Raw genomic sequence first — 22,456 nt, 5'->3', positions numbered from 1 at the left:
CTGCTATTTACCTATTGGGTAGAAGGCTTTCAGGCCATCCGGATAAACACCCTCTATGTAAACTACGCCACTTTGGAAGTTCTTCAAGTGCTTTTCAACGTCTTCTGGTACGTTTACGATGCTATCGCCAATTTTAGTGATGATAAAGCCATCTTTCATACCTGTATCGCGGAACTTGCTATTGCTGATGCCTGAAATTTTAGCACCACCGTCTATGCCTAGTTTGCTCATTTCCTGCTTGCTCACAGGCTCAAAGCTGGCACCATCGAAGGTAACCGCTTTAGCATTGCTGCGTTTTACCAGTTCGGTGCTGTTGTTTAGGTTTTTGAGCGTTACATTGGCGGAGCGTTCTTTACCATCGCGCAAGTAGGTTACCTTTACTTTGTCGCCAGGGCGGTAACGGGCAACCTGCTCCAGCAGCTGCGACGATTTACTAACTTTAACATCGTTTACAGCTGTTACCACGTCACCAGATTTTAAGCCGGCTTCTTTAGCGCCACTGTTTTCCTGTACTTCAGCAATGTAAACACCATTCAATGTTTTCAAGCCTTTTTCTTTCGCCAAATTAGCATCTATTTCCTGAATAGATGCACCTAATAAGGCACGTTGCACTTCGCCATACTTCAGGAGATCATCTACCACTTTGCTCACGATAGCAGATGGCACAGCAAAAGAATAACCAGCAAAAGAACCTGTTTGCGAAGCAATGGCTGTGTTAATACCTACCAAGTCACCGTTCAGGTTTACTAGCGCACCACCGGAGTTACCTGGGTTTACAGCAGCATCTGTCTGAATAAAAGACTCAATGCTCATGTCTTTGTTGGCGCTGGTCCGCAAAATGTTAATGTTACGCCCTTTCGCACTCACAATACCGGCTGTAACGGTAGAGGTCAGGTTCATAGGGTTACCTACTGCCAGCACCCACTCTCCTACCTGCAGTTCATCGGAGTTGCCATAACGCACCACTGGCAATTTGTCTTCTTCAATTTTGAGCAACGCAATGTCAGTGGTAGGGTCTGTGCCCACCAATTTAGCCTCGAAAGTACGCTTGTCGTCTAATACCACTTGTATTTTATCGGCTCTGTCGATAACGTGGTTGTTCGTAACAATGTACCCGTTGGAGGCAATAATAACTCCTGAGCCAGAACCCATTTGTGGCGAGCGGGGCGCACGCTCACCAAACCCATCGCCAAAGAACTCGCGAAGGAACGGCTCCATAGGACTATTATAACGGTCGGCAGTACGTGTTTTATACTCTGTCATAATATGTACTACTGCCGGAGTAGAAACCTGGGCAGCCTTTATAAAATTAAGTCCTTCGGGAACGGCTATTTCGCTGCTGCGCATGCTACTGGTGTAGCGTACATTGGGGTATTGCACCTCCTCTTTCTGCCCTGCAGTCTGAGCCGTGTTGTTCTCGAGCAGCTTGTAGCTGCCAACGGCAACACCGCCACCCATCATGGCAGAAAGCGTTAAGCCAACAATAAACTGTTTCGTCTTCATGAATATCTTAAAATACTTTATTGGTTATTAATATTGAAAATGGCCTATATTATAAAATCTATAACGCTTCTATCTTATACGATAGTATAGGGCACTTATGCTGCTGTTTTTCAGAAAGATTAACAGGTTGGGTTCTTCAGCAATTATTCTAATAAAAAAGGCCTTCCGGAGACTTTTACTGCTGTAAACCCTACTGCGCGCCTTCTACTAACTACTAGTATACGTAATTTAAACTAAACAAAAAAGGGGCCAGAAATTTCGACCCCTCTTTTATTCAGTTTGAATTATGAGTTAACAGCAGCACCATTTTCAGAGACCTCTGCTACTCTTTTCTGCTTCTGGGTGCTTTTAGAGTCAGTTTCGGCACTGATTTTAATCTGCCGTTTCATGGTTTTCTGCTCGTCTTTCGGAACAGACACATGCAGAATACCGTCTGTTAACTGCGCCTTAATCTGATCGGGATTCACATTATCTGGCAGGTAGAATGTTCTTGTAAAAGAGCCATACTGTGTCTCGATCATATGGTAACGGCGATTGTCTTCTTTTTTCTCCAGCTTGCGCTCCCCTGAAATGGTGAGTTTACCTTCCTGAAAATCTATGGAGATATCCTCTTTACGTAATCCTGGCAGCGCTAACTCCAATTCGAAGCCTTTGTCGGTTTCGCAGGCATCTACATAAGGAGTAAAAGCTGAAACGCTTCTTGTGTTCAAAGATTCATTAAAGAATCTGTCTAACATTGAGCTGAATGATTGTGGCATATCATATTGAAGGCCACTGTTTCTTGTAAGTGCCATAATATTACCTCCTATATTTTATGTTGTGTTTTACATTGTTAACACTCAACATACAGTAAAAAACATGCCATTCTAATTATCTTATAAATTCATGAAATAATGTCATAACTTTGCATAAATTTTAGGTAAGCAGCTGACTTACTTTCAGCTTTATAATGCATTAATAAGTAAAACTGGCAGGATTTGCGGGGCTGTTGATATTGTATTTCACTTCCAGACCAATTATCGGAGAAATCCTATTACGCTTGGTGGTATAGCCGTTTTCTATCAACTGGTTGTTTTCATCGTATTTAGGAGGAACTAGTACATAATAATAATCTGTTTGGCGCATCAGGAAGGGCGTGAAGCGCAGCTGTTCGGTAAGCTCATAGGTTATACTCAGCCGAAGCCTGGTGCGGTCGATGGTGCGTTCATCTGCCGTAGTTGCCTGCTCACCAAATTCTCTCCGCAGCAGCAACTCATAAGATAAAGCCGGAGTCAGGTATTTTTTTCCTACTGCTATTCGTTTGCCAAGTTCTGCGGCTAACGAGTAACGGCCAAAAGGGTCCTGACTTTCCTGTGCGACATACTCGAACATGCCCTGCTTGTTAAAGAACAAACTGCCTATGCTGCCATAGTGCCTCAGAAAGGCCGTATAAAACAAAGATTTCGGATAATTTTCAATAGCATACCTCACTAAGGCACCACCGCGCCAGTGATCTGTAAAAGCATGTTCGTAACCAAGAGTTAACTGCACCCGCTCAAAGCTAGTGAAGGGGCCGGCACTAGCCAGGTCGTTAAAGCGGGCATCGGCGTTAATGCGGTAATGGTTCCGGAAAAATAAAATACCGGCCTCGCCTACACTAGACGTTAGCTGCCATTCCGGCCAAAAAGCTGAAGAGCTTGTAACCTTGCTCTGGGAAAAGGCGAAAGAAGGAAGAAGGCTCAGGATAATAAGGTGTATCAGCTTTTTCATTCTGCTATTATAGATGCTTCCTCGTCGTTTATTATATGCTCTATAACGCCCAGCAATACTTCGCTTTCCCAGGCATAGTAATACACTTGTTTGTATATCTCAGGATTATCGTGCTTATAAATGACAAAGAAGTTAGGATAAAGCTTTACTCGCACCTCTTCCCAGGTTAGCAGTGTTTCCTCCGCAGCTAGTGCAATTCCCTGTTTCGATAACCGTGCCTCCTGCAACTCCACTACCTTGCCTTTTTGAAGCTGTTGCACATGCAGCATCACCTTCTCATTTAGAAAATACTTGAGAAGGTGATCTGTGATTTCGTTGTATAACTGAATATAAGTTCCTGTCTTATTAAAATAGCTGGTAAAGTTAATCTTCAGCACGTTGTCGTCGTTGGTCTTAATATCGATCTTGAACTCACACCCCACATAAAACCTATACCAGATAATCCAGTTCATATCCTGCCTGATATCTGCAATGCTGTCTTTCTCTACCTTAGTGAAAAGACCCGACTTTTTGTTGCCAGCCTCATACGCCACGTATTCCGGTGTAAGGCGCAATGTGTGCTTGCGACCCAGCAAGCCAGAAGGCAGTTGATATTCTAAGACTTCGGACGTGCTCAAGAAGTTCTAGTTTAGAGATCAAAAACGATGGTTACAACTAACTTTCTAATTCCTGCAGAGCCAGCCAAGCCATTAAACCAATACTTGTTTCCAAGGCTTCTTCGGCAATATCAAAGGTGGGGGTGTGAACAGATGAAGTAATTCCGCGTTCATCGCTACGGGTGCCAAGGCGATAGAAGCAGGCAGCCACTTCCTGCGAGTAATAGGCAAAATCCTCTGCCCCCATCCACAGGTCCAGGTCCACTACATTACTTTCTCCAAGGTAAGCCTCTGCCGCCCCACGGGCACGACCAGTAAGCTCCGGGTCGTTTTTCAGGTAAGGATATCCGTTTTTAATATCGATGTCGCAGCTGCCGCCCATGCTCTCGCATAAGCCCTCTGCCAGCTTTTTAATTCGCTTATGTGCTTCCTTCCGCCAAGTTTCATCCATGGTGCGGAAAGTGCCTTGTATCTTTACTTCATTCGGGATTACATTGGTTGCGCCCATTGCCTCCACTTTCCCAAAAGATAGTACCGTTGGAATTTTAGGGCTGGCGTGGCGGCTTACAATCTGCTGCAACGCTACAATCAGGTGCGCTGACATGAGCACGGTGTCTATGTTTTGTTCGGGCATGGCGGCATGGCCTCCTTTGCCTTTTACGGTGATATAAATTTCGTCGGCACTGGCCATGTACATGCCGGAGCGAAACCCGACTTTACCGGCTGGTAGCATCGGGAATACATGCTGCCCCATAATACTCTCCGGAGCAGGCTGCTGCAACACGCCTTCTTTTATCATAACAGATGCCCCACCCGGAAACTTCTCCTCACCCGGCTGAAAGATTAATTTGATACTTCCTTCAAACTCCTCCCGCACTTGCTGCAAAATACGGGCTGCTCCCAACAACGATGCCGTATGCACGTCGTGGCCACAGGCATGCATTATTCCTTCATTTTTAGATTTGTACTCCACCTCATTCTGCTCCACTATTGGCAGTGCATCCAGATCGGCGCGTAGGGCGACAATTTTACTGGCAGGATTTTTTCCTTCGATTACAGCTACCACACCTGTTTCGGCCAGCCGGGTTGTAGCGATGCCTAAGCTATTAAGTTCCTGCTCTACATAAGCTGCTGTGTTGTGCTCCTGAAAAGACAGCTCCGGGTTGGCATGCAAGTGCCGTCGTTGGTTTATTGTATGGGGGGCGTAAGTGCGGGCAAGTTCCTTTATTTTTTCTGCTAACAATGACATAGGGGTTGGTGAAATTTGTAAGTGATCCGGAAGAGCCACATCTATTCCGGCTTAGAGCTAATGAGGCTACTGCCTTCAGGTGCTTAGTTATTTACTTTACTCAAGGCTTGGATCCGATACGGGCATTTTTGCCTCTGGAAGGGCAATTCTATTAGAAAAATTTGCCTTTATCGCCCTTCGCCTAGTCTTGAAAGTATATATTTAAGCATTTACTGCAAAATAAAAAAACGTTGTGTTATCCATACGATAAATCACAACGTTTTTATAATATTCAAAACAAAACCTGCTTCTGATTACTTTATTTATTAATATTAATCTGATCTGTAACAATCTGTGCATTGGGAAGCAAGTCTCTGATCTGATTAAGAGTTTGTTGGGCCTCTATGCGAGAAAAGTAATCGCCAATTTTTAATCTAAAGTTGGGTTGTTGGTATGTCAGGTAATCCTTTTCGTGCGGAACACGGGCTATTATAGCTTTTCGAAGATCCATAACAGTTTGACGTTCTGAGCCATTGTATGCCAGAATGCGATAGCCTTGGGCATATTTCACACTTCTGTTAACGCTGGCCACTGTATCCATCAGGGCGGCTACCTTATTATTGACATGGCTGGTGGGCGTTAAAGGAGCAGCACCGCCACCGCCTGCCATATCTGCCTCAGGGTAAGTTGGGCGGTACTCGCTCAGGTCTTCGGCTACTCTGGTTTTGCCTGTTACTTTGCCAGCATCGCTGGTGCTGGTACGGGAACTGGCGCCACATGCTGTTAACAGCAAAAAGAGCAGCGCATACAGCAGGTTACTTACTTTATTCATGCTTTACAATTTGAATACTGGCAGAGCAACCTAAGCGGTCCGCTCCTGCATTGACTAACGCTTCGGCATCGGCAAATGTTTTGATGCCGCCAGACGCCTTAATCTTGATATGCTGCGGCAACGAACGCCGCATAAGTTCTAGATGCTCTACTTTAGCACCGGCTGCCGCAAAACCAGTCGATGTTTTTACATAATCTGCTTCGGCTGCTGCACAAAGTTCGCAGGCTTTTACAATTTCTTCGTTTGTGAGCAGAGCGGTTTCTATAATTACTTTTAGCTCAGCTCCCTTCAGATGGCAGAACTTGGCCAGGTCCTCCAATTCATTTTGCACTTCCTGGTAATTTCCTGATTTGAAAGCAGACAGGTTCATGACCACATCTATTTCATTGGCACCGTCCTCAATGGCCTGGTGTGTTTCAAGGAGCTTTACCTTGTGGTGCTGGTAACCCAGTGGAAAGCCTACCACGGTAGCCACCTTCACCAAACTTCCCGGGCCAAGCTGCTTCTGTGCCAACTGCACATAACAGGGCGCTACACACACTGCCGCAAAACCATAAAAACTGGCTTCCTGGCACAGCTGCTCTACCTGCTCGGCGGTTGCCTCAGGTCTGAGTATAGTATGATCGATATAAGAAGCTAAATCGGATCCGGACATGTTTTCTTAAATTATGCTACCGTTTTTGGCCTTCAGGAGCTATACATGTAGCCATACATAGTGCCATCGGCTTTATGAAAACAAAAAAGCCACTACACCCAACTGGGCATAGTGGCTTTTTGCGATGGCATCTTATTCTTCTATTATAACACAGTTATTATCCAGCAGATCTTTCTCCACCGTTTTAAACTTAACGTCTTTTACTACGCGGCCGTCTCTGTATTGCACGCTCACACGATCGTTTCTACCTGCTACTTTTTGGGAGTGAGCTGGCATAACGCGTTGTGGTTCTGGCGCTGGCATAGAGGTAGAACCATCGCTGCCTTCCAACGATGAGTGCACCTCCTCTTTCTGCTCATGCAGTACCGGTGCCTTAGGCTTAGGTTGCGGACGAGGAGCCTGCACCTGCTCCGGTGCCTGAATCGGAATAAAGGCGTGGAACAGGAACGAAACAGTTTCTTCGTTTACCTTGCCAATCATGCGCTTAAACAGCTCAAATGACTCAAACTTGTAAATCAAGAGCGGGTCTTTCTGCTCGTACACAGCATTCTGCACTGTCTGCTTCAGGTCATCCATCTGACGCAGGTGGTCGGTCCAGGCCTGGTCGATGGTACCTAACGTAATAATCTTCTCCATGGCTCGGATCAGTTCTGCACCGTGCGACTCATACGTTTTGGTAAGGTTCGCCACAGCTGCCAACTGGCGCTTGCCATCGGTGAATGGCACTGCCACGTTCTCGATCATCGGTCCACGGTTCTGGTAAATATCGGTGATGATCGGGTAAGCCTGCTCCGCTATCTGCTTGTTTTTAGTGCGGTAGTGGCTCAGAGCCTCATTATACAATCGCTCGGCCAGTTTGTTTGCCTGCGTTGCTTTAAAGTCATCTTCCGTAATGGCAGTGTTATAGCCAAAAATGCGGATAATGCTCAGTTCGAAGTTCTCGTAGTCGACCGTGTTTTTGAAATTAACTACCAGGTCTTCGCTGATGTCGTAGATCATGTTCCAGATATCAAGCTCCAGACGCTCACCATATAAGGCATTACGGCGGCGCTTGTACACAACTTCACGTTGTGCGTTCATCACGTCGTCGTATTCCAGCAGGCGCTTACGCTGCCCGAAGTTATTCTCTTCTACCTTCTTCTGCGCACGCTCTATGGAATTGGTAATCATGGAGTGTTGAATCACTTCACCTTCTTCGAGGCCCATGCGGTCCATGAGGCGGGCAATACGGTCGGAACCGAACAAGCGCATCAGGTTATCTTCCAAGCTCACAAAGAATTGAGAAGTACCTGGGTCACCCTGGCGACCGGCACGACCACGAAGCTGACGGTCTACCCGTCTGGATTCGTGACGTTCTGTACCAACAATCGCCAAACCTCCGGCAGCCTTAGACTCAGGAGCCAGCTTAATGTCGGTACCACGACCGGCCATGTTGGTGGCAATGGTTACAGTACCTGGCTTACCAGCTTCGGCCACAATCTCAGCTTCGCGCTGGTGCATCTTCGCGTTCAGTACCTGGTGCTTAATCTTACGAAGCGTCAGCATGCGGCTTAGCAGCTCCGAAATCTCTACCGAAGTAGTACCTACCAGTACCGGACGACCCTTTTGAGTAAGCTCTACGATTTCGTCGGCTACGGCATTGTATTTTTCACGGGTGGTTTTATATACCTTGTCGTGCTCATCCTTCCTGGAAATAGGGCGGTTGGTTGGTATAACCACCACATCCAGTTTGTAGATGTCCCAGAACTCACCTGCCTCTGTTTCGGCAGTACCGGTCATACCAGCTAATTTGTGGTACATACGGAAGTAGTTCTGCAGTGTAACCGTAGCATAGGTCTGGGTGGCATCCTCTACCTTCACGTTCTCTTTCGCCTCAATAGCCTGGTGCAAACCATCGGAGTAACGACGGCCTTCCATTACACGACCTGTTTGCTCATCTACAATTTTAACTTTGTGGTCGGGCGTTACAATGTACTCCGTGTCTTTTTCAAACAGCGTGTAAGCTTTTAGCAACTGGTTAATAGTGTGCACACGCTTGGTTTTTTCCTGGAAGTCGGCGATCAGCTTTTCTTTCGCATGCAGCTTCTCTTCTTCGTTCAGGGTTTTGTTGTTTTCGATGTTGGCGATCTCCATGCCAATATCTGGCAAAATAAACAGGTTCGGATCTTCGCCCTGGCCGGTAATAAGGTCGATGCCTTTCTCGGTTAGTTCTATCTGGTTATGCTTCTCATCGATAGTGAAGTATAGCGGCTCATCGGCCTCCGGCATCATGCGGGAGTTATCTTGCAGGTAGTGATTCTCTACTTTCTGCATAACAGCCCTGTTCCCCATTTCGCTCAGAAACTTGATCAGCGGCTTACTTTTAGGAAGACCGCGATACGCTCTGAAAAGCGAAAGACCGCCATCCTGGGTATTTCCTTCTTTGATCAGGCGCTTAGCTTCTGTCAGAAAATTGTTGACCACTTTACGCTGTGCCTCCACCAGCATAGCAATGCGTGGCTTCAGTTGGTAGAACTCATGCTCATCGCCACGAGGTACCGGACCAGAAATAATAAGTGGGGTACGAGCGTCGTCAATCAATACAGAGTCCACCTCATCGACCATGGCATAATGGTGCTTGCGCTGTACCAGGTCCTGCGGCTCCCTGGACATGTTGTCGCGGAGGTAGTCGAAACCGAATTCGTTGTTGGTGCCATAGGTAATGTCGGCTCGGTAGGCATTGCGGCGGGCTTCGGAGTTAGGTTGGTGCCTGTCGATGCAGTCGATGGTCAGACCGTGGAATTCGAAGAGCGGCGCCATCCATTCAGAGTCACGCTTAGCCAAGTAGTCGTTTACCGTTACCACGTGCACACCACGTTTAGCAAGTGCATTCAGGAAGGCCGGAAGAGTTGCTACCAATGTTTTACCCTCACCAGTGGCCATCTCCGCAATTTTACCCTGGTGCAATACCACACCACCTATCAGCTGCACGTCGTAGTGCAGCATGTCCCAGGTAACTTCGTTGCCGGCAGCCAGCCATTTGTTTGCCCAGATGGCTTTGTCGCCTTCTATCTGCACGTTTGGTTTGCGGGCCGCTATGGTTCTGTCCATGTCGGTGGCGGTTACCACTAATTGTTTGTTCTCCTTCAGGCGGCGAGCTGTCTCTTTAACAATAGCAAAACCGGCTGGCAGCACTTCCAGCAGTACTACCTCCAGCTCTTTGTTACGTTTCTTCTCCAGCTCATCAATTTCAGAGAAAATATTCTCTTTCTGCACAATGTCTAGTTGCGGCTCATCTGCCACACGCTTATGCAGGCCAGCAATCTGATCATCTATCGGCTTTAAGCGCTCATCGATGATGCCCTTTACCTCGGTTGTTCTCAGGCGTAACTGGTCATCTGTGAGGCTGGCCAGTTTGGCAAACTCTTCGTTCACCTTGGTTACGTAAGGTACAACCTCTTTTATATCTCTGTCGGATTTTGTTCCGAATAGTTTCGCAACGGTTTTACCGAAAAAATCAAGCATTCTATAGGAGTATTTAAATGAATATCTTTAATCGCAATATCGTCAAAAATAAGGTGTTTTTCTGATATATCTTACTATCAGTACGAAAACAATACCAAGTTGCGATTTCTGCTGACAACTGTCAGATTTTCCGAAAGAAAAAACCCTGCTTGTTTTTCATTTGCAGGGGCTTGCCTCTCTCCTGACAATATTGGTAACATGGGGCAATGTGGCAGAAGTTCTCTAACCGAGAGATTTATGTTTGGCGGGAAAGTTTCCGGGCTAAAGAGCCTTAGCCTGAAGTAAGGTAAAAATCCGTTGGAAGGGTATTTTCATTAGAATAATTCAGGTTGTGTGGTAGCAGATTTCTTTTCTTCTTCAGCTACACTTTTTGTCATCCCTAAGGGATCTTGTGGGCGAGATCCAATAGCTTCTGCTACTGGCAGTTTATTCTAAGTTCGCATAGCTGCTGTTTACCTCTTCATCAGGCTGAAGTTATTGCATAGCTGGCTTACTTGTTCTTTTTGTCTTGATACAAAAAGAACCAAAAATCAAGAAAATAAAAATCAAGGGCCCCTACCCCCACTCGCTGCACGCTCAAACAGTTTATTTTCAATTTGTGCACTTGGCTGCCTTTTCTGCCCTGTAATTGCCTGCCGCAATACAATTAAATAGAATTGTCGCGCAATCTAAATTTACTTAAGTCTCTAGACTCAAAAACCTTCTGCTGAAAAAGTCTTGTGCCTTTTCTAGAGCAACTTCTGAAATTCGATTACATCCTGCCAGCCAGCAGGTGTGCGCAGCCAATTTTTCCGGACTCCTATTTCTGTAAAGCCAGCTTTTTTGAACAGGTGCAGGCTTGCTTCGTTTGAGGCGGTTACCGAACAGTATACCTGGTGGAGTTGCAGAATCTGTTGGCAATACGTTAACAATACCTTTAGTGCCTCAGCCGCATATCCTTTACCACGTTCGGCTCCGGAAACCACAATGCCAATTCCTGCGCGCTGATGCTGCGGCTCAAAATCGAAAAGATCGATGGCCCCCACGGCTCTGTGGTGGTGGGTGCAGATAACAAGACGCAGCTGCTTTACCGTAAAAATATCTTGAGTGGCATTTTCGAGGTATTGCTCCAGCACAAACCTGGAGTACGGCATGAGGGTATTGCCAACCTGCCACACACTAGTGTCGTTTTCGAGGTCAAATAAAAAATCCAGATCTACAGGTTCTAAAGCCCGAAGGTAAACATGGGCTGACTTTAGCAACATATCGATCTGGATTTACAGTAACTAATTATAACGCGACGGTGCCGGTAAATACTTGCTTGGCCGGTCCGATCAGGTGAATATGATGGAAGTTATCTGCTTCGTGCTGAAAATTAACTTCAAGGTCGCCACCTAATGTTTTGATTTTAACCGGCCCTTTGATGCCACGCAAACCTGCCACCAACGCACAGGCTGTAACACCGGTACCACAGGAAAGTGTTTCGTCTTCTACACCACGCTCGTAGGTGCGCACAAAAAATTCGTTTTCCGAAAGCTGCTGGATAAAGTTCACGTTCGTTCCTACTTCTGCAAAACGCTCGTTGTACCGAATGGCTTTGCCCTCTTTGTACACATCCAGTGCCTGCACATCGTCTACAAATCGTACATAGTGCGGGGAGCCGGTGTTTAGGTAATAATCGTCTCCGATTCGCTCTACGCCGTTTACATCATTCATTTTCAGATGAATAAGATCGCGCTCCACACTGGCCTGATGTTCGCCATCAGCTGCCAAAAAGCAAGCCACATCTTCGATTACGCCTAAGTGTCTGGCGAAACGAACCGTGCAACGGGCACCATTGCCACACATAGAACCTACCCTGCCATCGGCGTTGTAGTACACCATCTCAAAATCGTAGCTCGGATGATCCTGTAATAGAATAAGGCCATCGGCCCCCACTCCCATGCGGCGGTCGCACAGGTTTTTTACCAATTGCTCGTCTTCGGCAGGGAAGTTATGTTTCCGGTTATCAACCATCACAAAATCGTTGCCCGTACCCTGATATTTAAAAAAGCTTATTGCCATAAATTTGAAACAATTAAAACAGCTGTTGCGTGCATTTTTTCAGGTTCAAGGTAATAGTAGTACTTTTACCAAATATTGCACACTGTCAGAAATAATTCACAAAGATATGTATTCCTTTTTAACATCCGAAAACTGGCCAGATTACGAACTAGTAGATTCTGGGAATTTCGAAAAGCTGGAGCGTTTTGGAGCTTATTATGTGGCACGGCCGGAGCCGCAGGCAATCTGGGACAAGCACCTGCCAGAGCAGGAGTGGCAGCGTCTGGCGCAGGCTGTGTTTAAGCGCGACAAAGGCAGCTCGGAGAAGGGCCAGTGGCAGCTGAAAAAAGGAATGCCGGAGCAGTGGCACATCAACTACCAGTACAAAGATATGCAGCTGCGCTTCCGGCTGGGGCTATCTTCGTTTAAGCATGTGGGGCTGTTCCCTGAGCAGGATGCTAACTGGCAGTTTATTTACGATACCACCCGCAGCCTGCAAACCAAGCCGCCAAAAGTGTTGAACATGTTTGCCTACACCGGTGCCGCCTCCCTGGCAGCCAAAGCAGCCGGAGCCGACATTACGCACCTCGACTCTATAAAACAAGTAAACTTCTGGGCCCGCGACAACATGGAAGCCAGCAACCTCGACAACATTCGCTGGATTGTGGAAGATGCCATGAAGTTTGCACGACGTGAGGTGAAGCGCGGCAACACTTACAACGGCATTATACTGGACCCACCTGCCTATGGCCGTGGCCCGAACGGGGAAAAGTGGCAACTGGAAGACGAGCTGAATGAACTCATAAAGCTTTGCCACCAGATGCTCGATAAAACCGATTACTTCCTGCTCATAAACCTGTACTCCCTCGGCTTTTCAGCTCTGATACTGGAGAACCTGATGCACCAGACCTTTGGCGAGCAGATCAAAAACGAAGAATTAGGCGAAATTTACCTGCAGGACAAGGGAGAGCGCAAACTGCCACTCGGCACGTTTTTCAGGTTTAAATCCTGAGTTACATGATGGATTATAGATTTCAGATGCAAGTGTAATAGGAGATTCTATTTTCGAGGCTACCCCTTGGCTGATTTTGCCGGTTTTTTCTCTGAAAGGGCTTTTTCATTACAATAATTTCGCCCGGCCACGGCAAATACTATTTAGTGTTTTAGTAGACATTGTATTCTCTCAACCACTCATTCTCTCACTTCAGAAATGAATAAACGAATAGCTCTTATCGATATGGGCACCAACACCTTTCACCTGCAGATAACGGAGGTAGGTGCAGATGGCTCGCTAAAAGATCTGGTAAAGACGAAGCTGCCGGTGCGCCTCGGCCAGGGGGGCATCAGCAACGGAGCTATTGCCCCTGCTGCCTATGCACGCGCTTTAGATACTTTAAAAGATTTCAGGAGGCAGATAGATGCGCATGAGGTGCAGGTAGTACGGGCTATGGCGACCAGCATGGTGCGCAGCGCTGCCAACGGAGAGGCTTTTGTGCAGGATATTCTGCAACAGACAAACATACTGGTAGAAGTAATAGACGGCGACCGCGAAGCAGAGCTAATCTACTACGGTGTAAGATCAGCCGGTGTGTTAGATGAATCGACCGCGCTGATTATAGATATAGGCGGTGGCAGTGTAGAGTTTATTATCTGTAATGCGCATAACATTTTCTGGAAAAGAAGCTTTGAAATTGGGGCACAGCGCCTCATGGACAAGTTCTTCCTGCAAGACCCCATAGCTCCGGAAAGTGTAGCCGCTGAGAAAGCATACCTGCAGGAAAAACTGCAGCCGCTCACGGAGGCTGTTGCCTTACATAAACCAACTGTGCTAGTAGGCTCCTCCGGCACTTTCGATACACTCTGCGACATAGATGCGCAGAGCAAGGGCAACTCCTGGCGTAAAGAAGCTTCTCCCCCACCCGCCTCTGCCCTGGCACTATCTGATTTTTACCAAATTTACCAGCAACTGCTCCATAAGAACCACTCCGAGCGCCTGGCCATACCCGGTATGCTGGAAATGCGCGTCGATATGATTGTGGTGGCAGGCATTGTAATCGACTTTGTGCTACAGCAGTATCAGTTAGAGGAAATACGGGTTTCGGCATTTGCCCTAAAGGAAGGGGTGCTGGATTTAATTTTGAATGAGGGAATGAGTAAATTTTGAATGAGAGGATGAGAGAATGTTTAGAAAAAATCACTCACTCCCTCATTCAAAATTAAAAACTTAACCCTTCGCCAAATGCTTGCGCTCCTTCTCGTAGGCTTTGGCCAGTTGCTTTAGCTTTTTGTGATTTTGGGTGTGTTTTGCGGCAGCCAGCTTAGCATTTTCCTGCACATTTAGCTGCACATCCTTCAGGGCGAGTTGCATGCCAATTTGTTGCTGCAGCTTTTTGGTTTTACCGGTGCCATAGCCCTTGTCCAGCAGCGTGGTTAGCAGCTGAATACTAATGGCTTCTTCTCCTTTCGATGCAAAATAATTAGCAACAGCAGCGGTAAAAGGTTGCTTGGTGTTGTTCTTCGCAAAATTCAGCAAGGAAATATGGTTCAGACCAAATCGGTTTACCTGGTTGGCCAGGTAATATTTTTCTGACTCATTGTAGCGCTCAATTGCTTCGATGTACCTGGTGCTGGCAACAAAACGGTTTATGTCTTCTTGCATGCGCTGGTAGGTAACAGCAGCGGCTATTTCTGTCCGTCCATCTAATGCCGAATAGGTAGCAACACCGCATTGCGTATTTGCCTCGGCAGCATGAAGAGCGGCGGCATAGGCCTTGTCGGCAGCCAGATATTTTTTGTCGCGGATAAGTTCTTTTGCTCTTTGAATATGCCCATCGTAAGCTGTCTGACTGTTGATGCATTCCTGAGTAGAGATGCGGTCGCGCAGCAGGTTGTACTTGCTTAGCACCTCTGCATCGTGCTCCAGTGCATAGCGTGCCTGCATGGCAACGGCAGCCGAAGCCACAGCACGTGCATCGGTGAGCCTGTTGCTAACAGCCCGCTCATAGCCCTGGTTCAGGTTAGCCAGCAACACAGGTTTTGCCGCCCGCTGCGCCAGTTGCCCTAACTCCGGCACCCGCTGAAAACCATACTGCTGCTCCATTTCCAGTGCCGCCTCAAACTGGCTGAGGGCATTAGCAAAGTTGCGCTCGTTCAGGTAGGTTTTTCCTTTGTCGATGAAAAGCACATAGTATTGGTATTTCACCTGGCTCTGCAGTTCTAAGGCCTCCGGTGCATCGTGTAGCACAAAATCGTATTGCCGCTGAAAAGCCATTGCCGCGCCTGCCACCTTTTCTGCACGCTGCAGGTTGTTGGCAGCCAGCAGGCGCTTGCCTTCGTCTATTATGCTTCTGTAAACACCATATATTGCCTGCCCCTCACCATCGTTCAGGGCAGGCATGTTGCAGCGCACCCCTCCTATGGTGCTGCACATGGCCCGGGCATCAGCATAGGCGGCCATGGCAGTACGGTAGTCGCCACGGCTGGTGAGGTGGTTACCTTCGTTTATATAGGTGCTGTAAATGTCGTGGGCAAGTCCTAAGGCCTGGTGCTGCGTTTGCGGATCGATGCGCATTTTAGTAAGCAAGTCTTTTGTTCTGGCAGTTGCCTCCCCTATATGGCCATTCATAAAATCGATGCGGGCCAGCTCCAGGTGCGAAGGCGCAAAGTTAGGGTTCACTTCCACAGAGCGTAGAAAATACTCCTGGGCAGCACGTCTGTTGCCACTACTCATCAGACTGATACCTTTGTTATAAAACTGCTGATCGAGGGTAGAAATAGCAAAAGCAATAGCTTTGCGACTTTCTGACATTTGCTGTTCAAATCGGTCTAAACGAATGATCAGGTGTAGCGGGTCGGTTTGTTTCAGGTTCAGTTTTTTGTAGAAGGCTCCTGTATGTAAGGAGGCAAAGATGGATTCTATATCGCGCAGATTACGATCGTGCTGCATAATGCGATCTACATCACCGGGATTGATTTTATTTAAATTTTGCTGCACTGTATTAAGCGTGGCATCTGCTGCATAATACTCATGAATCAGGTTCAAGTGCTCCTGCAACCTGTTCAGGCTGTTGCCAGAGTACTGCAGCTCCTTTTCTTCTACCACCAGTTTGTAGCTGGCTCCTGTTGCTGTGTCTGGCACGGTTACATCCAGCAGTATCACCTCTTCCCTATCCAGAGGAAGGGTTCCGGTGTAGGTCTTCAGCACTTGCTGCCCCTGCAGATGTTTAATTTTATAGGTCAGTTTTTCAGGGTAGAGTGCCTTGCCGATATCAAAGCCTTTGTAGTTTACATTGCCTGTTACCGAAAACTTATTAAGCAGCACTTTTACATGCAGTTTATCTCCTTGGTCGGTAATGCGGGCATGCTGGCTGAACCGCACCACGAACTCCGGCACACGGTTTGGTCTGCCGCCGGTTTGGGTGGTAACATTACCCTGCAGCAGGTTAACCATACTGTTAATATTGTTTTGGCTGGTGGAGCTGCTGGTTCCTTTTTTAATCAGGTAGGCTTCTGGCAGGGTTTCATCGAATGCCAGCTTTGTCTGCGCCTGCAGCACGGCTGCAGTCAGAAATAGCCAGGTCAGAAGTAGAGCTTGTTTCATGGTGATGGTCTTTAACTACCTGAGCAAAAGACAAAATCTGTTCCACATCTGCAGTTTATATTATAAATATATAAAAAACCAGATTCTCCTAGAAGAACAGGCAATTTCTATCGACTAACAGGAAGATCTTCAGACTACTGCCTGATCAGTGTAAATAATTATTAATTTGCATGCTGAAATGCACCCTTATAACACTATGTTTTCTTACCGACAATTATTTGATTTCACCCAGAACATATTTCTGAGCATGGGCTGCCCTCCTGCCGATGCAGCACTAGCCACCACTGTACTTTTAGAGGCCGATTTACGAGGCGTTGATTCGCATGGCGTAGCCCGGCTTAGTGGTTATGTGAGGCTGTGGGAGGCGGGGCGTATAAATGTGAAGCCCAATATACAGGTAGTGCACGAAACGCCCAGCACCGCCACCGTAGACGGCGACGCAGGTCTGGGCCTTGTGGTAGCTCCACGTGCTATGGATATTGCCATTGCTAAGGCGGAGAAAGTGGGAACTGGCTGGGTCTCAGTAAAAAACTCCAACCACTACGGTATTGCCGGCTACCATGCCATGCAGGCCCTTTCGCACGATATGATTGGGATTAGCATGACGAATGCCTCGCCACTGGTTGCTCCTACTTTTTCGACCGAGCGCATGCTTGGCACTAACCCTATTGCGGTAGCCATACCTACACAAAATCAGCCACCTTTTGTAGCCGACCTGGCAACAGCCGCAGCTGCCAATGGTAAGCTGGAGATTCTGCAGCGCAAAGAGAAGAAAGCCCCTACAGGCTGGATCCAGACCAGCGATGGTGAGGCTACAAGAGACGCCCATGCCCTGAAAGAGGGAGGCGCCTTGTTGCCGTTGGGCAGCGACCGACTGCATGGTAGCCACAAAGGCTACGCGCTTTCATCGGTGGTAGATATTTTTTCGGCGGTGCTGTCGGGTGCGAACTATGGCCCTTGGGTACCTCCTTTTGTAAGCTTTTTGCCAGTAGCCGATAACCTGGTGGGGCAAGGCATTGGTCACTTTTTGGGTGCCATGCGCGTAGATGCTTTCCGTCCGGCCGAGGAGTTTAAACAACACATGGATAACTGGATTGCCACTTTCCGAAACGCAAAGGTAAAGAAGGGCCAGAAAGCAGTTTTGATTCCCGGTGACCCGGAACGCGAAATAACAGCTAGCCGCCTTAAAAAAGGCATTCCGTTGCTAGCGCCTGTACAGCGCGACCTGGAGGAGCTCGGGAAAAGATTTAGTGTGCAATTCTAGGTTTTGGCAATGGCAACTGGCACAGCAGGCAAGCTTCTGATCAGGCTGGGGCTTAGCTCCACCAACCGCAGCATTTTTATGCTCCTGCTGGTTTGGCTGCTAAATGTAGTCTGGCTGGCTACTAACTATTTTTGGCGCATTGCCACGGTGCAGGTGCTGGTAGGGGTGCAGGTGCTTTTGTTGGTTTATGGCGCTTTGGCCCTGGTCGCGTATGTGTACTGGGGTATAAGGCAGGTGCGCGAACAGGATGCTCCTTACGCCGGTGTGCTGGTAGGAATCATCGTGGCCATTACGCTGCTTTATCTCAACGTGAACCTGCTCCAGTATGTGCTTAAGCTTTTCAGTTAACCCTCGGCCTGTCTAGTTCCAAATTACCTCCGGAAGGGTACTTTCATTAAAATAATTCTGGAAGTCATATCCATAAAAAAGGCTTTCCTTTCTGGTGCTGCACACCGAGAGGAAAGCCTTTTAACATTTAAAACAAGTGGTTTATTCTATCTTCTTTCCGGCCATCGCCTTTTTGATAGAGATCTGCATAACACGTTCTGCAAAGGGGCTGGTCTGCTCCTCCAGCACATCTACGGCTCGCAGAATGGTGTCCTTGTCGTTGGTTGGCAAGGCATCTCTCAACTTCTGCACGTTGGTTCTGGTCAGGGTTATTTCTTCTTCAGTCAGGTGCTCCCCGTTTTTCTCCAGGAAGCGCTCCACCTGGTACAGCATCTGCTCGGCGGTGGTGCGGGCCTCTATTACCATGCGGGCAGAAACATCATCGCGGGCGTGGGTAATGGAGTCCATCAGCATCTGTTCCACCTGCTCATCGGTAAGACCATATTGCGGCTTTACTTCTACTTCCTGGCGCACCCCAGAACGTAGCTCCACTGCCTCTACCTTTAAAATGCCATCGGCATTCAGGATGAAATTAACATCTACTTTCGGGAAACCGGCCGGCATGGCAGGAATCCCTTTCAGATCGAACTCGGCTAGTTTACGGTTCTCTTTTACCAGATCGCGCTCTCCCTGGTAGACTGATATTTTCATGTTTACCTGCCCATCTATCGAAGTAGTGTATTGACGGCCTGCTTTGGTCGGTATTTTTGAGTTGCGGGGAATAATGGAATCCATCAGGCCACCCATGGTTTCTATGCCTAAGGTAAGCGGCGTTACGTCCAGCAGGAGAATGTCCTTACGGTTTCCGGCCAATATGTCGGCTTGGATGGCTGCTCCCAGTGCTACTACTTCGTCGGGGTTAAGCGTGTTGTTTGCGGATTTTCCGAAGAAACCGGAAATCGACTCATACACCAACGGAACACGCGTGGACCCTCCTACCATAATAACGGCGTCTATCTGCTCGGCTGTTAGCTTTGCATCGGCCATGGCCTGGCGGCAGCTCTCGATGGTGCGAGCCACAATGGGGGCAATCAAGGTTTCGAAGGTATGGCGCTCCAGGTGGCAATTGATTTTACCGAGAATACTGCTAGTATAAACTTCCTGCGAACTAAGAGCTTTCTTGGCTTCCTCCGCTTTCAGGCGCAACTCCTGCGACAGGTTCTTATCGGTGTTTACAGTATCGGCCAGCAGCTGGTTTTCCTCTATCCAATGGTTGATAATGGCGCGGTCCATGTCATCGCCTCCCAGGTAGGTGTCGCCGTGGGTGGAGAGGACTTCAAAAATGCCCTGGTGAATACTGAGAATAGATATATCGAAGGTGCCGCCGCCAAGGTCGTACACAGCTACTGTTTTTTCTTCGGCAGGGTCAATACCAATACCATAGGCCAAAGCGGCCGCTGTTGGCTCGTTAACGATGCGTAGCACCTCCAGCCCAGCCAGTTTGCCTGCATCGCGGGTAGCCTGACGCTGAGAGTCGTTAAAATAGGCAGGCACGGTAATAACGGCCCGGTTCACAGGTGTTTTTAAAGAGTGCTCTGCCCGCTCGCGCAGCTCCTTCAGTATTTCAGCCGAAAGCTCTATAGGGGAAAAGAACCTGTCTCCTACCCTGATTTTCACCAAGCCTTCGCTGTCGTCGTCGATTATTTTGTACCCGAAATATTCTTTGTGCTCACCCAGGTCTTTGTAAGATTTGCCCAGCAGGCGTTTAACAGAATAAATAGTGTTAGCCGGGTCTGTTATAAGATATTCTTTTGCCTCGTTTCCAACCAGCACCTCACCGCTTTTAGGAAAATGCACCACCGACGGCACAATGGTGCCACGCCCCTGGTCATTGATCGCGATCGCTTTTTTATCTTCGGGATGTATATAGGCAACCAGACTGTTGGTGGTTCCCAAATCTATTCCTACAATTACCTCTTCTTGTTGAAGCGCGCCCGTAGAAAGGTTTATTGCAACTTTTGCCATAGTATCTGTATATATGAAGCCGCTACTACTTAAGCAACAGCATGATGGTGTAAAGTTACAAATAATTTGGGAAGTGAGGTTTGCAGAGGAAAAGACAGGGCCGCGAAGGTGCTTTTTGCTGAGGAGGAATTGGTTGGTTGCAGACTATGTTGCAAAGAAACGGGTGCTTTGCGGATTCCACCCTTTCAGCTGAAAACAAAGCAACCACAAAATTATGCTAATGAAAAAGGCCTTCCGGAGGCGTTTCAGAGATTTTAAGCGCTAGATACTTGATTTTATTTCTATCAGGCAGGTACTCTTCTTTCGTTCTGCTTATCCCATACGCTTGCAGGAGCTGCGGCCGCTGCAAGGTCTTCCTCTCTTTTTAATAATTACAGTTCGGCCAATACCAGCACTTAAATTCCGCTAATGAAATGAGCCTTCCGGAGGTATTTTGGGAATCAAAGGGTCTAGGCCACAGAAGGGTTATTCTTTCTTTTTAGGCACAATAATAAAGACATCCTCGCCAGGGCGCTTCATCAGGTATTTTTCACGTGCAAATTTTTCGAGCAGTTCCGGGTTGCTCATCAGCTCCCGACGGTCTTTCTCAACCTCCTCTATCTTATCGAGGTAGTACTGTTTCTCTTCCTCTTTCTCGCTAAGCTGCTTACTCATGCGATACTGCGTAATGAAATCATTCGAATCAAAGAAGAACATCCAAACCAAAAAAAGTGCCGTGGTTACAAAATAAAAATTCCGGAAAAATTTAGGTATATGCCTCTTCATAGCTCGCTCTACTTTTGGTACTTATACAAAAATAAGGCTGTGAGCCTTACAACCCACAGCCTTAGCCTTATTTATTTTTCAGGTTCGGTAATTAGAACTTCTTTCCAGGGAAATAAGCTGTTTCACCTAGTTCTTCTTCTATACGAAGCAACTGATTGTATTTGGCCATTCTATCAGAACGAGAAGCTGAACCAGTCTTAATCTGACCTGTGTTCAATGCTACTGCTAAGTCAGCAATAGTATTGTCTTCTGTTTCGCCTGAACGGTGGCTCATTACGCTCTTATACCCATGGCGTAAGCCCAGGTTAATCGCGTTGATAGTCTCTGTAAGCGATCCGATCTGGTTTACTTTGATCAGGATAGAGTTTGCTATATTCTGATCTATGCCCTGCTGCAGACGCGTTACGTTGGTTACAAACAAGTCATCACCTACCAGCTGGCATTTGTCTCCGATAGCAACTGTCTGCTGCTTCCAGCCATCCCAGTCATCTTCTGCCATACCGTCTTCAATAGAAATGATTGGGTATTTTTTAACCCAATCAGCCCAGAAGCTAACCATTTCAGAAGAAGTAAGCTTATCGCCAGTAGATTTTTTGAAGTGATAATGACCAGTTTCGGCATTGTAAAACTCAGAGCTGGCAGCATCCATAGCGATCATGAAATCGTCGCCTGGCTTGTAACCAGCTGTTTCGATAGCCTGAATTACCACTTTAATAGCATCCTCGTTAGAAGCAATGTTTGGTGCAAATCCACCTTCATCACCTACGTTAGTAGAAAGTCCTTGTTTCTTGAGTACATTTTTCAGATGATGGAAAACCTCTGTACCCATACGCAGCGCTTCGGAGAAAGAAGAAGCACCAACCGGCATAATCATAAACTCCTGGAAGTCGATAGAGTTATCAGCATGGCTACCACCGTTCAGGATGTTCATCATAGGCACAGGAAGCGTATTGGCATTCACACCACCTACATAGCGGTAAAGTGGCATGTTCAACTCCTGCGCAGCAGCACGAGCCGCTGCCAATGAAACACCTAAAATGGCATTAGCACCTAAATTGCTTTTGTTCGCAGTACCATCTAACTCGATCATGATCTTGTCGAGCAGGTTTTGCTCATAAACAGAGAATCCTACCAGTTCTTCGGCAATTTTATCGTTTACATTCTTCACAGCCTGTAATACGCCTTTGCCCATGTACTTGCTTTTGTCGTTGTCACGAAGCTCAACTGCTTCGTGCACACCTGTAGATGCTCCGGAAGGAACAGCAGCACGACCAAGTGCACCAGTTTCTGTTATTACATCTACTTCTACCGTAGGATTACCTCTTGAATCAAATATCTGTCTCGCTTTGATGTCAGTGATTAAGCTCATGGTTTTCGTTTTTAAGT

The 22,456-nt window shown here is 47.3% G+C and carries 18 protein-coding genes; 4 read left to right on the top strand and 14 right to left on the bottom strand.

Annotated elements, in window-relative coordinates:
* Positions 1-3: 3 nt before the first annotated feature.
* The 10 genes from ACMA1I_RS01925 to dapF all read right to left on the bottom strand — a co-directional run bounded on the left by ACMA1I_RS01925 (position 4) and on the right by dapF (position 12,110).
* The gene (locus tag ACMA1I_RS01925) at positions 4-1,503 is read right to left on the bottom strand and encodes a Do family serine endopeptidase (RefSeq protein WP_337066542.1); all 1,500 of its coding nucleotides are present in this window, start codon (positions 1,501-1,503) and stop codon (positions 4-6) included.
* A gap of 284 nt (positions 1,504-1,787) precedes the next feature.
* Positions 1,788-2,240: an Hsp20/alpha crystallin family protein gene (locus ACMA1I_RS01920; protein WP_337066541.1), complete on the bottom strand. Its 453-nt coding sequence runs from the start codon at positions 2,238-2,240 to the stop codon at positions 1,788-1,790.
* A 217-nt stretch (positions 2,241-2,457) separates the two neighbouring features.
* Complete coding sequence (locus ACMA1I_RS01915) at positions 2,458-3,252, bottom strand: hypothetical protein (protein ID WP_337066540.1); 795 nt, start codon at positions 3,250-3,252, stop codon at positions 2,458-2,460.
* Entirely contained in the window at positions 3,249-3,869 is a 621-nt protein-coding gene (locus ACMA1I_RS01910; protein ID WP_337066539.1) for a hypothetical protein, read from the bottom strand. Before ACMA1I_RS01910 ends, ACMA1I_RS01915 begins: the two co-directional genes overlap by 4 nt.
* A 37-nt stretch (positions 3,870-3,906) precedes the next feature.
* Positions 3,907-5,097: a M20 family metallopeptidase gene (locus ACMA1I_RS01905; RefSeq protein ID WP_337066538.1), complete on the bottom strand. Its 1,191-nt coding sequence runs from the start codon at positions 5,095-5,097 to the stop codon at positions 3,907-3,909.
* Positions 5,098-5,395: 298 nt separating this feature from the next.
* Positions 5,396-5,908 (bottom strand): sporulation protein, encoded by a 513-nt coding sequence (locus tag ACMA1I_RS01900; protein WP_337066537.1) that lies wholly within the window; start codon positions 5,906-5,908, stop codon positions 5,396-5,398.
* A complete protein-coding gene (gene deoC, locus ACMA1I_RS01895; RefSeq protein ID WP_337066535.1) occupies positions 5,901-6,563 on the bottom strand; it encodes a deoxyribose-phosphate aldolase in 663 nt (220 codons plus the stop codon). Before deoC ends, ACMA1I_RS01900 begins: the two co-directional genes overlap by 8 nt.
* A gap of 132 nt (positions 6,564-6,695) precedes the next feature.
* A complete protein-coding gene (gene secA, locus ACMA1I_RS01890; RefSeq protein ID WP_337066533.1) occupies positions 6,696-10,067 on the bottom strand; it encodes a preprotein translocase subunit SecA in 3,372 nt (1,123 codons plus the stop codon).
* A 728-nt stretch (positions 10,068-10,795) separates the two neighbouring features.
* Positions 10,796-11,311: a GNAT family protein gene (locus ACMA1I_RS01885; protein ID WP_337066532.1), complete on the bottom strand. Its 516-nt coding sequence runs from the start codon at positions 11,309-11,311 to the stop codon at positions 10,796-10,798.
* Between the two features lie 25 nt (positions 11,312-11,336).
* A complete protein-coding gene (dapF, locus tag ACMA1I_RS01880) occupies positions 11,337-12,110 on the bottom strand; it encodes a diaminopimelate epimerase (RefSeq protein WP_337066530.1) in 774 nt (257 codons plus the stop codon).
* Between the two features lie 106 nt (positions 12,111-12,216).
* Between dapF and ACMA1I_RS01875 the strand changes: the two genes are divergently transcribed.
* Positions 12,217-13,101 (top strand): class I SAM-dependent methyltransferase, encoded by an 885-nt coding sequence (locus ACMA1I_RS01875; protein WP_337066528.1) that lies wholly within the window; start codon positions 12,217-12,219, stop codon positions 13,099-13,101.
* Positions 13,102-13,299: 198 nt separating this feature from the next.
* On the top strand, positions 13,300-14,253 hold the full coding sequence (locus ACMA1I_RS01870; RefSeq protein ID WP_337066527.1) for a phosphatase: 954 nt from the start codon (positions 13,300-13,302) through the stop codon (positions 14,251-14,253).
* A gap of 60 nt (positions 14,254-14,313) precedes the next feature.
* On the opposite strand, the gene ACMA1I_RS01865 is transcribed toward ACMA1I_RS01870, so the two are convergent.
* Positions 14,314-16,689 carry a hypothetical protein gene (locus ACMA1I_RS01865; RefSeq protein ID WP_337066526.1) on the bottom strand — a complete coding sequence of 792 codons (2,376 nt, stop codon included), beginning with the start codon at positions 16,687-16,689 and terminating at the stop codon, positions 14,314-14,316.
* 196 nt (positions 16,690-16,885) lie between these two features.
* Here ACMA1I_RS01865 and ACMA1I_RS01860 point away from each other — a divergent pair, with 196 nt between their 5' ends.
* Both ACMA1I_RS01860 and ACMA1I_RS01855 read left to right on the top strand, forming a co-directional pair.
* Positions 16,886-17,953, top strand: a complete 1,068-nt coding sequence (locus tag ACMA1I_RS01860; RefSeq protein ID WP_337066525.1) for an Ldh family oxidoreductase — start codon at positions 16,886-16,888, stop codon at positions 17,951-17,953.
* 9 nt (positions 17,954-17,962) lie between these two features.
* Complete coding sequence (locus tag ACMA1I_RS01855) at positions 17,963-18,301, top strand: hypothetical protein (protein ID WP_337066524.1); 339 nt, start codon at positions 17,963-17,965, stop codon at positions 18,299-18,301.
* Between the two features lie 141 nt (positions 18,302-18,442).
* Here ACMA1I_RS01855 and hscA read toward each other — a convergent pair whose 3' ends face one another.
* The 3 genes from hscA to eno form a co-directional block, all read right to left on the bottom strand.
* Positions 18,443-20,305: a Fe-S protein assembly chaperone HscA gene (gene hscA, locus ACMA1I_RS01850; protein ID WP_337066523.1), complete on the bottom strand. Its 1,863-nt coding sequence runs from the start codon at positions 20,303-20,305 to the stop codon at positions 18,443-18,445.
* 465 nt (positions 20,306-20,770) lie between these two features.
* Positions 20,771-21,070 (bottom strand): septum formation initiator family protein, encoded by a 300-nt coding sequence (locus ACMA1I_RS01845; protein WP_337066522.1) that lies wholly within the window; start codon positions 21,068-21,070, stop codon positions 20,771-20,773.
* Between the two features lie 91 nt (positions 21,071-21,161).
* Positions 21,162-22,439, bottom strand: coding sequence for a phosphopyruvate hydratase (gene eno / locus ACMA1I_RS01840; RefSeq protein WP_337066521.1), 1,278 nt, complete (start codon positions 22,437-22,439; stop codon positions 21,162-21,164).
* Positions 22,440-22,456 lie beyond the last annotated feature (17 nt).

The sequence above is a fragment of the Pontibacter sp. 13R65 genome, from assembly GCF_047525655.1.
Classification (GTDB): Bacteria; Bacteroidota; Bacteroidia; order Cytophagales; family Hymenobacteraceae; genus Pontibacter.
Note: the sequence above shows the minus strand (reverse complement) of the source record. Positions and strands in the feature narration are given on the sequence as shown.